Annotated in this window: 9 protein-coding genes; 6 read left to right on the plus strand and 3 right to left on the minus strand. The window is 44.0% G+C overall.

The features are described from left to right. Positions 1 to 12 precede the first annotated feature (12 nt). On the plus strand, positions 13 to 1,995 hold the full coding sequence (locus tag V6669_RS13710; RefSeq protein ID WP_338594372.1) for a sucrose-specific PTS transporter subunit IIBC: 1,983 nt from the start codon (positions 13 to 15) through the stop codon (positions 1,993 to 1,995). Positions 1,996 to 2,181: 186 nt separating this feature from the next. Here V6669_RS13710 and V6669_RS13715 read toward each other — a convergent pair whose 3' ends face one another. After that, entirely contained in the window at positions 2,182 to 3,081 is a 900-nt protein-coding gene (locus V6669_RS13715) for a manganese catalase family protein (RefSeq protein ID WP_338594374.1), read from the minus strand. Between the two features lie 131 nt (positions 3,082 to 3,212). Next, a complete protein-coding gene (locus tag V6669_RS13720) occupies positions 3,213 to 4,940 on the minus strand; it encodes a cellulase family glycosylhydrolase (RefSeq protein ID WP_338594375.1) in 1,728 nt (575 codons plus the stop codon). A gap of 321 nt (positions 4,941 to 5,261) precedes the next feature. On the opposite strand from V6669_RS13720, the gene V6669_RS13725 reads away from it, so the two are divergent. The 5 genes from V6669_RS13725 to abc-f all read left to right on the plus strand — a co-directional run bounded on the left by V6669_RS13725 (position 5,262) and on the right by abc-f (position 13,314). Next, on the plus strand, positions 5,262 to 6,092 hold the full coding sequence (locus tag V6669_RS13725) for an amidohydrolase family protein (RefSeq protein WP_338594377.1): 831 nt from the start codon (positions 5,262 to 5,264) through the stop codon (positions 6,090 to 6,092). Positions 6,093 to 6,556: 464 nt separating this feature from the next. Then, positions 6,557 to 7,999 (plus strand): 6-phospho-beta-glucosidase, encoded by a 1,443-nt coding sequence (locus V6669_RS13730; protein ID WP_338594939.1) that lies wholly within the window; start codon positions 6,557 to 6,559, stop codon positions 7,997 to 7,999. A gap of 424 nt (positions 8,000 to 8,423) precedes the next feature. Then, positions 8,424 to 9,254 carry a PRD domain-containing protein gene (locus V6669_RS13735; RefSeq protein ID WP_338594379.1) on the plus strand — a complete coding sequence of 277 codons (831 nt, stop codon included), beginning with the start codon at positions 8,424 to 8,426 and terminating at the stop codon, positions 9,252 to 9,254. Positions 9,255 to 9,465: 211 nt separating this feature from the next. Continuing rightward, positions 9,466 to 11,355, plus strand: coding sequence for a beta-glucoside-specific PTS transporter subunit IIABC (locus V6669_RS13740; protein ID WP_338594382.1), 1,890 nt, complete (start codon positions 9,466 to 9,468; stop codon positions 11,353 to 11,355). 489 nt (positions 11,356 to 11,844) lie between these two features. Then, the gene (abc-f, locus tag V6669_RS13745; RefSeq protein ID WP_338594383.1) at positions 11,845 to 13,314 is read left to right on the plus strand and encodes an ABC-F type ribosomal protection protein; all 1,470 of its coding nucleotides are present in this window, start codon (positions 11,845 to 11,847) and stop codon (positions 13,312 to 13,314) included. A gap of 142 nt (positions 13,315 to 13,456) precedes the next feature. Here the strand turns inward: abc-f and V6669_RS13750 are convergent, their stop codons facing one another. Continuing rightward, the gene (locus V6669_RS13750) at positions 13,457 to 14,047 is read right to left on the minus strand and encodes a biotin transporter BioY (protein ID WP_338594385.1); all 591 of its coding nucleotides are present in this window, start codon (positions 14,045 to 14,047) and stop codon (positions 13,457 to 13,459) included. Between the last annotated feature and the right edge of the window lie 37 nt (positions 14,048 to 14,084).

Genomic DNA, 14,084 nt, shown 5'->3' on the forward strand with positions numbered 1-14,084 from the left:
GAATGAGATAACATGTCGGAGAATCAACGGATTGCCCAGGAAGTCATTCATGCCATCGGGGGCAAAGAGAATATCGCATCATTTGCACATTGTGCAACACGTCTTCGCATCATGGTGAAAGATAAAGAAAAGATTGATCAGAAAACGGTCGAGAACATCGAGAAGGTGAAAGGCGCCTTTTTCAACTCAGGTCAATATCAGATTATCTTTGGTACGGGAACAGTGAATCGAATCTTTGAAGAGGTTGAGAAGCTGGGAATCGAAGGAACATCCAAGGATGATGTAAAGAGTCAGGGTAAAAAAGAAGGAAATGCTTTTCAACGGGCTATCCGCACGTTTGGTGATGTATTTGTACCCATCATTCCCGTTCTGGTAGCTACAGGACTGTTCATGGGATTGCGCGGATTACTTACCCAGAATGAAATTCTGGCGTTATTGGGTGCAACACCGGATGATATCTCGGCCAATTTCCTGTTGTTCACTCAAATCCTGACGGATACGGCATTTGCATTTCTGCCTGCACTTGTAGCGTGGTCCGCATTCCGCGTATTTGGCGGAAGTCCGGTACTTGGTATCGTACTGGGGCTAATGCTGGTCAATCCCGCATTACCCAATGCTTACGCGGTAGCAGATGGATCAGCACAGCCGCTGCATATGTTCGGTTTCATACCTGTCGTGGGTTATCAAGGATCAGTTCTGCCTGCGTTCTTTGTAGGTTTGATTGGAGCCAAGTTTGAAAAGGTATTAAGAAGACGGGTACCCGAGGCGCTGGATTTAATTCTGACTCCTTTTATTACGTTAACGGTTATGATTACGCTCGGACTTTTCGCCATTGGTCCTGTATTCCATTCCCTGGAAGAGTGGGTGCTGCATGGAACAACTGCCGTATTGGATCTTCCGTTTGGCATCGCAGGTATTATCATTGGATTCTTCCATCAGATTATTGTCGTTACCGGTGTGCATCACATCTTTAATTTCCTGGAGATTCAACTACTGGAGAAAACGGGATTTAATCCGTTCAACGCCATCATTACCTGTGCCATGGCAGCACAAGGAGCGGCTTGTCTCGCAGTCGGTCTGAAGACCAAAAATATGAAACTCAAAGCACTCGCATTACCTTCTTCCTTGTCCGCATTTCTGGGCATTACCGAACCAGCCATCTTTGGAGTTAACTTGCGTTATATGAAACCATTTATTATGGGACTGGTTGGTGGTGGTGTGGGTGGTTTCATCGCTTCCCTGTTCCATCTGCAAGGTACAGGCATGGCTGTAACGGTTATTCCCGGTACACTGCTCTATCTGAACAGCCAACTGCCGTTGTATATCTTGTCCAACGTAGTTGCCATGGCGATTGCATTTGCACTTACCTGGTTCTTTGGATATAAGGATCAACCGATTGCAGAAGAATCGGTGAGCCATGACAACAGTGGAGTAACATCAGGTGAAGTTAATGCAGTGGATTCTAATCCGCGTATTAATTCAGTTACCGATGCTGTTACAAGTAATCGTCCTAAGGTAGATTTTCTCGAAATCGCTTCGCCAATGAACGGTACCGTCGTTGCTCTGGAGCAGGTTCCTGACCCGGCGTTCTCGGAAAAACACATGGGTGAGGGCATTGCCATCGAGCCATCAGAAGGTAAGGTGTATGCACCGTTTGACGGTGTCATCGCACATGTCATGAACAAGAGTAAACATGCGGTGATTCTGGAGCATGAAACAGGTGTACAGATGCTGGTTCATATCGGAATTAATACGGTTGGACTAAAAGGAAACGGTTTTACCGCACATGTGAATAGCGGAGATCATGTAACTGCAGGACAATTGTTGATTGAATTTGACATGGATGTCATTCAGGCTGCGGGTCTGCCAGTGATTACACCTGTGTTGATCCCAAGTGGAAACGAAGCGATAGCAACTGTTACAGCGACGTCAACAGGTCATGTTCAAGCTAATGGGGAAGCAGTACTGGTCGTAAAATTTACTGAACCACAATAGTGGCACGTTATAAGGGAAATGGTAGAGTTGTAACTCTCCCGTTTCCCTTTTTTGTGTACAATCGTATGAAATCAAAGAGATAGATCATCAATAAATTAATTGAACAAAGTGTTCTAGCACAAAAGGTAACACCAGTGTACGATTATCCAATCGACGCCCTATGAAAAACAAACGTCAATCGTTATCTTACAGACCAGCGTGACGTTTCAGTCGCTCGGCAATCTGCATTAGATCTTCCGCGGATATTCCTGGCGCAAATTCTTCCGGCAGATCAGGTAGCTCAGGCACTGGCCCTCCATAACCTGGCAAGCCGGCAAAAGCCTCCAGTTTACCACCATCGGTTGGATGTACTCCTTTCCAGATCTGGGCAATGCCCTGATAATCCTTGTCACTAAACGTGTACAGTCTGCGGTGCTCGCCCATGGCTTCCCATTTTCTTGTCGTTTCAAAAGCTTTGTTATCCAGTCGAGGAATAGGGAACATCTTCGTTACATCCACACCCGTTGCAATTTCCAATGCCTTGGCATACGCAAGGACGTGCACACCCCCACGTACAAGCAGATAACCAGTCATTTCTCGGGCTGTCTTGTTATCCGTCATTTCGTAGACTCTCATTTTGTGAGTTCTGGCTCCGCATTCAAGAAAGAAATTATGCAACAGATCGAAGATCAGATTGCCACTGCTCACGACATACGAACCATTCCAGGGTCTTCCCATGGAGTCGTAAGGGAGCGCTGTCTGAGCCGATTCAATAAAATGTGAAGTCATCCGTGCGTCTTTGCCTACACGTAGCGGGGTAGAGTCCGGAGCGCCTGGTGATGTCGAACCTTCAAGCATGAGGTTAATCGTATTGGCGACAAGTTCGACATGGCCGAATTCCTCCGCGGTAATACTTGCAACAATGTCATAAAAAGGACGCAGCTTGGATCTGCCTCTGAAATTGAATGACTGAAACATATAGTTATTTAATGTTGACATTTCCCCGAACTTACCACCAAGCAACTCCTGAACTGCACTAGCTCCATTAGGGTCAGGATTACTGGATATGGGTAGTTCGATAGCAAGACGGTCTACACGTTTAAACATGACATTTCCCCCTCAATCCTAGTTAGTGTAAAGGTATGAAGGGGCACTTGTACGTTATTCGATCAATTGTGAAACAAAAACAAAACGTTCTGCCAGAGCTTAAAGCTCTGAACAGAACGTTAGATGAGTTCTTATTTGGAAGCTACGCCAACAATGCTGGTTCCATTTTTCGTGATTTTGTACGTCAGCACATCTCCGTTCCAGAAATGGAATTTAAGCGTGACTTCACCATCATTGGTTTCATTGAAGAAGTTAGGTTTCAGCTCAATCACATTACCTTCGTAATCTGGGCTAAATGTGTAGGAGAATTCTTTGAACGAAGTCCAGTTCTGTGGACCGGCGTTCTCTCCGTTTGCATATGTTGCTTCCATCGTGGCCAGCTGATTGCCGTTAAACGTAGTCGGAATGGCAAAGGCACTGGTTGTACCTGTTGCATCGTTCAACTTAGGTGTGTCATATTTAATGATATTGAAATTCCAGTCAGCACCTTGGTTGAATCCAGCTGTTAGTGTGGCAGTTACGCCCAAGTCACCAGAGGCTGTCAATTTGGTTAACAGATTGGATTTTAACGTAAGTACATCTTTTTTGATCGTATAGTCTTTACCTCTGACAAGAGGCGTATTGCCATTTTTCAAGGAATTGAATTTGTTCCCATTCAGATTGAGTTTTACTTTCTTATCTTGAATAGCTTCATTTTGTTTAAGATATACGAGGTCCGTTTCGGCTGTGGATGAGCGACCTGTCCAACTGGCTTTCATGGTATCAAATAATTCCTGATCAGACCAAGTAAAGCTTGTGCGTCCGAAGTGTTGTCCGTTATCCCACAACATCGTTGTCATCTGTTTTTGACGCAGATATTGTCCAACAAATTCGAAGAATTTCAGCTTTTCGCCTTGCTCAATGACACCTGTGTGCTGGTCAAAACCAAGCAAGCCATACTCACCAACGATAACCGGAATGCCTTTCGCTGTAAAAGCATTGTATACCCGATCGAATGTGTCGGTAACGTCCTTCTGTACTTCCTCGTTATACTTGGTGTAACCTGCGATGTTCACACTGAATGGCCAGAACCCGTAGTAGTGAACGGTTGCAATAATATTGCTGTCATTCAATTTTTGAATGGTCTTATTCAGTTCATCCAGATCAGGTTGAGCGGAAGAAGTATGCATCGTTGGAAGCACAAGTGGACGTGTCTCGTTGTTTCCATCCGAAGTTCTTACGATCTTGTGAAAAGAAGTATTCAACTCGTCCAGCATGCGGTATCCAATCGCTGCATCTGTTGTGCCGCCTTCAGAGAAACGTGGTTCGTTAACACTTTCGAACATGAGTTTATCGGATGCATCTTTGAATTTGTCCGCAATCTGAGTCCAAGCAGCGTTATAACGTGCAAGCACGTTGTCATGGTCTTTCTCCATGTAACTGATCCAGCGCCAGGAATCATGGTGAAGATTGATCATGACATAGAGATCGGCATCAAGCGCCCAGTTTACCACTTCTTGAACCCGGTTCATGTAAGCGGAATCAATTATGTAGTCGGGTGCGTCACCGATGTGGGCTTCCCAGGTCACAGGAATACGGATACTGTTGTAGCCCTCAGCTGCGATCGATTGAATTAGTTCCTTTGTAATGCGCGGGTTGCCCCAGGCTGTCTCATCCTCACCAACGGCGTCCAGAGAGTTACCCAGATTCCAGCCAGGCTCCATGGCGTTTACGTAGGTCTGCATTTTGCTTGGAGCGGGTGATGCACTGGCCTGTTCGCTGTTGTCAGTTGCAGCTGAAGCCATAGCGGAGGAGAATAGAGATAGAATCATGGCAGTCACAAGCGTAAGAGAAAGGACTGATTTGCGGTTTTTTTTCATTAATATAGTCTCCTTCGAATAGAGAATGGTTGAACGTGAATAGCGGTTAAGCAGGGTGAAAATAGAGCTCAACGCAAACAAAAATTCACTTGTTTAATACTGGAATCACCACCGATTTATGCTTTGAAAGCGTTTTCGTAATTTACTATATCATGATTTAATATTGGACAATACCTGCACAATTGGCATAAAAATCATGTAAAAATCAGTGATTTTGTCATATGAATAGATTGTGTAGTGAGCGTTTATTTCATTGGAAATGAAAACCATATGGTTGCTTTTAATGATAATTAGATTTATATACCCTGGGAGGGATCTAATATGAAGCTGGATGCACATCAACATTTCTGGGAATACAATGTCGCCGAGTACGGATGGATTGGCGAAGAGATGAAAACCATTCGTCAATCTTTTCTTCCGGAAGATCTTGAACCTTTATTGGTCCAATCAGGACTGGATGGATGTATTGCGGTACAAGCCAGACAATCACTGACAGAAACCGAGTGGCTTCTGCAGCTGGCAGATCGGCATGAATGTATCAAAGGTGTTGTCGGATGGGTGGATCTTTGTTCGGATGAAGTTCGGAATCAGCTTGAACTGTTCGCGTCCAATCCATATCTGAAGGGCGTACGTCATGTCATACAAGATGAACCTGATCTGGATTATGTATTAAGAGAAGACTTTCAGCGCGGTATTGCATTGCTAAAAGAGTATGATTTGGCCTATGATCTGTTGGTATCCAAGGAGCAACTGCCTTATGCCGTTGAATTGGTTAAGACGTTTCCTGAGCAGCGATTTGTCCTTGATCATCTAGCCAAACCCGACATAAAATCAGGTATAATCTCACCCTGGAAAGAAGCACTTGAGTCAATGGCCGCACAACCTAATGCGTACTGTAAACTTTCAGGGATGGTGACGGAAGCAGATTGGGCAAATTGGACTCCAAAGGACTTTACAGCCTATCTGAATATCGCCATAGAAGCCTTTGGTGCGGAACGGTTAATGTTCGGGTCCGACTGGCCCGTGAGCAACGTTTCAGCTACGTATTCTGAAGTATACGATCTCATTATGAGTCATATTAATGCCCTACCTATATCAGATCAGCAGATGATTTTTGGCGGCACATGTGCTGCGTTCTATCAAATATCGTAGCGGGCAATCCGAAGCTAAACCGGTTTCAAGAAGTTGACAACTGTTCTGATTCTTGCTAAAGTTTTATCCAATCCGCATAATCATGATCTGGGAATGTTACCGATATGGGCATAACCTGAGCTGGCTTGTTTACACGTAATCGTGTACCCAGGCTGGTTCGGGTTTTTTCTATTTAAGTTGAACAAACGATTTTACACGGGGCGACTGCGCGGCCAGAACAATCTTCCAATCGTCGTTATCCCCAGATTTTTCGAATCCCTTTTTAAAGGGGAAATCCGGTGATAAAGGCGAGTTTATGCTTACGAAGTAGCTTTCCATTGAAAGCTTTTAGCTTCGCTTCTCCAGATTTTTTCTGTCCTCTTAGTTTATGTGTAATTGTGTGGTTCAACTTAAATATTTTGTCTCTATAATTTTCTCGTGATTTGAGCGGATAACTGAACTACATACTTGGAAGGAGAATGATGATGACGAATTTTAAATTTCCTGAAGATTTTCTATGGGGTGGAGCCATTGCTGCGAATCAGGCGGAGGGCGCGTATCTGGAAGACGGCAAAGGACTGAGTATCGTTGACTTGCTGCCAACAGGAGAGAACCGTAGAAGTATTATGAAAGGTCATGTTCCGGCTTTTACGCCGCTTGCTACCGAGTTCTATCCTTCACACGAAGCGATTGACTTCTATCACCGTTACCCTGAAGACATTGCTTTATTTGCCGAAATGGGGTTCAAAGCACTGCGTGTCTCCATTGCCTGGGCACGGATTTTCCCAACAGGAGAAGATGCACAGCCAAATGAAGCCGGATTGCAATTTTATGATAACCTGTTTGATGAATTGTTGAAAAACGGCATTGAACCTGTGGTTACATTGGCTCACTTCGATGTGCCTGTATACCTGATCGAGAAGTATGGCAGCTGGAGAAGTCGTGAACTGGTGACGCTATTCGAAACTTACGCTACAACGGTATTCACTCGATACAAAGACAAGGTGAAATACTGGATGACATTTAATGAGATCAACATGCTGTTACATCTTCCGTTCCTTGGGGCGGGGCTGGCGTTCAATGAAGGGGATAACATCAAGGAAATTCAATATCAGGCTGCTCACCATCAACTGGTTGCAAGTGCATTGGCAGTCAAGGCATGTCATGAGATTATTCCTGGTGCCATGATTGGGTGCATGCTCGCCGCAGGAAGCTTCTATCCGTATACTTGTAATCCGGAAGATGTGTTCCAGGGCATGGAAAAAGATAGAGAGTCCTATTTCTTCATTGATGTGCAGTCACGTGGGGAATATCCGGGTTACGCCAAACGTTTCTTCAAAGATCACGGGTTGAACATTGTTATGCAGCCGGGTGATGCGGAAATCTTGAAGAATCATACCGTAGATTATATCGGGTTCAGCTATTATTCAAGTCGTACAACCAGTACCGATCCGGAAGTTACCAAAAATATGACCAGCGGTAATGTATTTGGCTCGGTAGCCAATCCATATCTGGCGAAATCCGAGTGGGGCTGGACGATTGATCCCAAAGGATTCCGTATTACTGCCAATCAACTACATGATCGTTATCAGAAGCCGCTGTTTGTTGTTGAGAATGGATTTGGTGCCAATGACGTGGTTACACGGGAAGGTGAAGTGGATGATGCATACCGGATTGATTACTTGAAACGGCATGTAGCTGAAATGGGTGAGGCTATTCAGGATGGGGTGAACATCATTGGTTACACCAGCTGGGGACCTATTGATATTGTGAGTGCTTCCTCAGGTGAGATGAGAAAACGTTATGGCTACATTTACGTGGATCGTAATAATGAAGGTCAAGGTGAGCTGACACGGCTGAAGAAGAAGAGTTTTGAGTGGTACAAAAATGTGATCGAATCCAACGGAACAAACTTGGGTGAGGAGTAGTTTATATTTTTCTGAATTAAAATGGTCTTGTACGGCAATAAAACATCGGAAGTTTCATCTATATAAATTGAACTAAACATTTACACAAAACGGAGAGGACAGAAAAAAGCTGGGGATAACAGTGATCGGAAGGTTGTTCTGTCATCGGAGTAGCAAGTGTAAATATTCTCTAGTTCAATTTATATAACCATGGGACTTCCGATTGTCCCCACCTTGAAAGCGTTGACATATAGTCAGGTTCGCGCTATACTTGACGCAATTATATCGTTTCTGGGATTGTTACTACTCGAAGTAGGCAAAACCTAAGCACCGAAAAAAGCAGACCACCATGTCTTGTTTATTTTGTGATGCTTCAGGTTTTTTTTGTATGCCCAAAAGACGATGTATAACTGCCAAGAGAGTGGAACGTGACGGGGGGATTGAAGTGAAAATAGCAAAGGTTATCAACAATAACGTCATTAGCATCTATCAGGCGGATGGAGCAGAGCTTGTGGTGATGGGACGTGGGATTGCCTTTAAGAAAAAGCCGGGGGATAAAGTAGACGAGACCCGCATCCAGAAAGTATTTGCATTGAAAAACAAACAGACGTCCGATAATTTCAAAATGCTGCTGCGCGAAGTTCCGATGGAACTGATTGAAATTGTGGAAGAGATCATCACGTATGCGCGTGAGAATCTGGGCCGAAAGCTGAATGAGAACATCTATGTATCCCTTACGGATCATATTAACTTCGCCATCGAACGTTATCGGGAAGGCGTGGAGATCAAGAACGCATTAATGTGGGAGATCAAACAGTTGTACAAGCCCGAATTCGAACTGGGCCTGAAGACGCTGGAACAGATCAATACCCGCATGAATATTGAGCTTCCGCCCGATGAAGCCGCTTTTATTGCCCTTCATATTGTCAACGCAGAGATGAACGAAGAAGTTATCACAACGATGAATATTACGAAGTTTATCCAGCAGATTATTAATATAGCGAAATATCATTTCAAAATGGAATTTGATGAGGACTCCCTCAGTTATTTTCGCTTTATCACACATCTGAAGTTCTTCTCCCAGCGTGTGCTCAGCGGTACGCATTACGACAACAACTATGATCATTTCTATGACATGATTAAGGAGAAGCATCCTGATGCGGCAGCATGTACGGAGAAAATTGAGATGTTTGTCAAAAAAGAGTACAACCATGAGCTGACCAATGAAGAAAAATTGTATCTGACGGTTCATATCGAACGAGTGGTTAATCGATAATATTTAAATGTTGACAAAAATGGTTTTATTATAATAATATGTGATTAACAGGAATTGAATACGATTTAACTGGGATTGTTACTGGTTATGCAGGCAAAACCTAAGTCATGAGAAGGTCAGGACCATTGTGTCCCCTTGCTCAAGGCTTAGGTTTTTTGCGTGCAAAAAAATCGGTAAAGGGCCTGTTTGAGAAAAAGTGGGGGTGCAGATCATGAGTCAAGAGAAACTGGCCAAAGAGATTGTAGAACTGGTCGGCGGTGAGAAAAATGTGGAATCGCTGGTTCATTGTGCAACACGGTTACGGTTTGTATTGAAGGACGATGCCAAGGCAGACAAAGCCAAACTAGAGAAAACAGAAGGCATCATCGCAGTCAAAGAAAATGGAGGACAGTTCCAGGTTGTTGTTGGTAACAAGGTGCCTGAAGTCTATAGTGCCATTGGACAGATCAGTAACATTCTGGACGATTCGTCAGATAAAGAAAAACCTCGCAAAGCAGCCAAAGGGCTCGGGGGGATTATCGATATCATATCCAGCATCTTTGCGCCACTTCTGGGTGTTATGGCGGGAGCCGGTATTCTAAAAGGGTTATTGTTGATTGCGAGCAATATTGGATGGCTGGAAACGACAGAAACAACATATACAATCCTGTATGCAGCAGCAGATAGTCTCTTCTACTTCCTGCCTCTGTTGTTAGCGGTTACAACAGCACGTAAATTCCAGGGAAATATGTTTGTAGCGATGACGATTGCAGGAGCACTGATCTATCCATCCATCGTCACGTTAAAATCAGAGGGAACACCTACGGATTTCTTGGGTATCCCTGTCATATTGATGAACTATTCATCGACGGTTATTCCTATCATTTTAGCTGTCATTGTCATGAGCAAGTTGGAGAAGTTCTTTAATAAGTCACTTCACGATAGTGTGAAAAACTTTGTTACGCCATTGTTTTTGCTAGTGATTATGGTACCACTGACACTGTTGGTATTCGGACCATTTGGTGTCTACGTTGGTAATGCAATTGCAGCTGGACTCGTTGCCGCATTTGGATTCAGTCCATTGCTCGCAGGAGCCGTTATGGGTGCAAGCTGGCAGCTGCTCGTTATCTTCGGAATACACTGGGGTCTTATTCCGGTATTTATCAACAACGTTGCAGTGTATGGACAGGATGGGGTTAAACCAGCTGCGACAGCTTCAATCTTTGCTCAAACGGGTGCTGCTTTTGGGGTTATGCTGAAAACCAAGAACAAAAAACTGAAAACATTAGCGGGATCATCCACATTGACGGCTTTGTTCGGTATTACTGAACCGGCCATCTATGGGGTAACATTACCACTGAAACGTCCATTCATTGCAGGAGTTATCGGTGGTGCAGTTGGTGGAGCTATCATTGGTCAAGCGGGCACATTGGCATTTGCATCCGGTGCACCGGGACTGCTGACCTTGCCAATCTTCTACGGGCCAGGTGGACAAGGCTTCCCTGGATTGATTCTGGGTATCGTAGTATCCTTTGTTGTTTCGGCTGTACTGACGTACATCATGGGCTTCAAAGATCCGGTTGAAGAAGAAACAATAACTGAATCTACGTCATCCGCCCAGCAACCTGCCCGTACAATGAATGCTTCAGACGAAGTTGTATTCAGCCCAATCGAAGGAACGATTGTGGAATTGTCGGAAGTTCCAGATCCGGCCTTTGCATCAGGAGCAATGGGTAAAGGGATTGCGATTGAGCCAGCTGTGGGCAGAGTCGTAGCGCCTTTTGATGGTACAGTTACCGTTGCATTTAAGAAAAAACATGCCTTGGCTGTAGTATCAGACACCGGTGCTGAAATATTGGTTCACGTGGGAGTTGATACTGTTAAATTGGATGGGCAGCATTTTGTTTCCCATATCAAAGAAGGCGATCGGGTCCAAGCGGGAGATCTGTTGCTTGAGTTCGATATTGCACAGATTAAGGCCGCTGGTTATCACACGGTAACGCCAATTATAGTAACCAACTCAGCCAACTACGAAGAAGTGATTCCACAGGCTACAGGTCAGGTTAGTAGCCAAGAGCTTCTATTAAAATTAAGTAGCGGTAATGGCCAGGAACAAAAGTAGATTGATGTACTAATCTGATGGTGCCGTGTTTTCATCGTTCCGTTGACATGGTGGAATTGGAAAATTATAATTAGAATTGTACATCTATACAAGATAATGAAAGGTGGATTATTGAACATGACACATGCGATGAGACTGCGTTTCCTTCCTTTGAATCGGTAATTGAATACGTTCAAAGGCTCTGACCATTGGTTCAGAGTAAACGGGACCAGTCTGTCATTTTCAATCATCCTGACCTTAAAATAAGTGTTATACTCGCTTTCCCGTTTACGTTGAATCACAGGCCGTGGCCTGTGATTCTTTGTTTTTTCTTCTGATTATCTTAATCAGGTAAATAATTAAGTTAAAGGCGCTCAATACAGACTACTGGAGGTAACCGCCATGATGACGTTACTGTTCTATTGATACGAGCTGGCACGATCAGCTCGTATCGATAGAAGCTTGCTTCGCTATCGATACGAAATAAATCTTATTTCGGAGGTAGCGAATATGGAAAAGATATGTTTTGAATTAGAACAGGTTGAGATGACCTATATGGATAAAGTAATCCTGAACATTGAGCGACTGGCTGTGCATCAACTGGATCGCATTGGTGTAGTGGGTGGTAATGGTCAGGGTAAAAGTACACTGTTGAAAATCATTGCGGGGCAGATCCAGCCAACAGCCGGAAAGGTAAAACGTTTTGCAGAGTTTGGTTATTTGGAACAAGTGGAACCACCCCAGTCTAACGAAAGTATTGAAGTTGACGGGGCTTTACTCAGTAAATTAGCCATACCTCAACACGATCAACCATGGAGTGGCGGAGAACAGACCCGTCTAAAACTGGCTCAAATGTTCACTCATTATCATGAAGTACTGTTACTGGATGAACCAACAACACACCTGGATCAAGAGGGCATTACATTTTTGCTGGATGAATTGCGTTATTACTATGGGGCAATCGTACTGATCAGTCATGATCGTGCGGTTCTGGATGAACTGGTGACCACGATCTGGGAAATCCATCAAGGTGAGGTTCGCGTATATTCCGGCAACTATAGTGATTATCAGGCACAGAAGAGGCTGGAGCGTGAACAGCAAAACCAGGCCCATGAACAGTTCTCGAAGGAGAAAAGACGATTGGAGCTGGCCGCCAGGGAAAAGATGAAGAAAGCCGAGAAAATAACGCAGGCCGGAAGCATGTCCAAAAAAGAATCCAAGGCAAAAACAAACCGTATGGTTGAAACAAAATCCAAAGGCACCAGTCAAAAAGCGGTGCACCGCGCAGCCAAAGCGATTGAACAGCGGATGCAACAACTTCACGAGGTAGAAGCAGTGCAAGAGGATCGGCCTATGATCTTCCGTCAGCCAAAGACACTGGAGCTGCACAACCGATTTCCGATTATGGCAGATCGCCTTAAACTTGAAGTGGAAGGTAACGTATTGCTGGAGGATGTGAGTTTTCAGGTTCCATTAAAACAAAAAATAGCGATAACCGGAGCCAATGGCTGTGGGAAAAGTACATTGCTTAACCATGTTTTCCATGTCGGAGATCAGATCATAATGTCTCCAAAAGCAAAGCTCGGTTATTTTCAGCAAATGAGCTATCGTTTCACGACAAAAGAGACCGTATTACAATTCCTGAAGAATCGTTCGGAATATGAGGAATCAGAGCTGAGAAGTGCATTGCATGCAATGCAGTTTACAGGGAATGACTTGCTCAAGAATGTTGGGACATTAAGTGGAGGGGAAGCGATTCGTCTTCAATTATGTCACTTGTTTCTTGGACAATATAACATTCTATTGTTGGATGAACCGACAAATTTTCTTGATATGCATGCATTGGAAGCGTTGGAGCGTTTTATTAAGGCATATGAAGGAACGATTCTGTATGTATCTCATGATCAGAGGTTTATTGAAAATACAGCGGATCAACAATTTCAGATTACAGAGCGTCAATTAATTCAGGTGAATATATAAGTTGAACTAAAGAAGATTTACACGGATCACTCCGATGACAGAACAATCTTAGAGGAAAAGAAGTAACGAAAACCGCCAAAGTGATTTTGGCGGTTTCGTCGTTTTCAAAGATAGGCAGATTAGTTACCTTATGTAGCTTCTATTAAGAATCCGCTTTTATAACCGTGGAATGCATGTTACCTGTGAGGCGTTGAGGTGGGAAAACCATGCGCACGGGCGCAATGATGATGGCAGCAAATACAGCTTTGATCAGATCACCAATAATGTAAGGATAGAATCCTTGAATCATGGCCTCGGGTAAGGACATTTTGTATGCATAGGCAAGCCAAGGGACACCCGATATATACAAGAGCAGTGAGCCAAATAGTTCAAATACAACAAAAGCGAGAATGAATCCTGTTACACCTTTGATGTTGATTCGTGCAAGCAGCAGTCCAATCAATAATGCGGAGATCGGCCACATCATCACATATCCTCCGGTAGGTCCAAGCAGTACTGCAAGTCCTCCGGTCCCGTGTAGCAAGGGGAATCCAAGAGCGGTGAGCAGAACAACGATCGTGACACTTAGAAAACCATAGAGTGGACCAAGTAATCCTCCGGCCAGCATGACAGCCAAAGTTTGTAATGTTATCGGTACAGGGGAGAAGCCAATGGGAATACTTATGTAACCAAAAAGTACTAAAATTGCGGCCATAAGTGCGCTGAATACAATGCCTCGCAAAGATAATTTCATGTTTGAACAATCCTCTCCATTTTGGTAATATGATTGT

Source organism: Paenibacillus sp. Y5S-9 (genome assembly GCF_036894235.1).
Lineage (GTDB): Bacteria > Bacillota > Bacilli > Paenibacillales > Paenibacillaceae > Paenibacillus.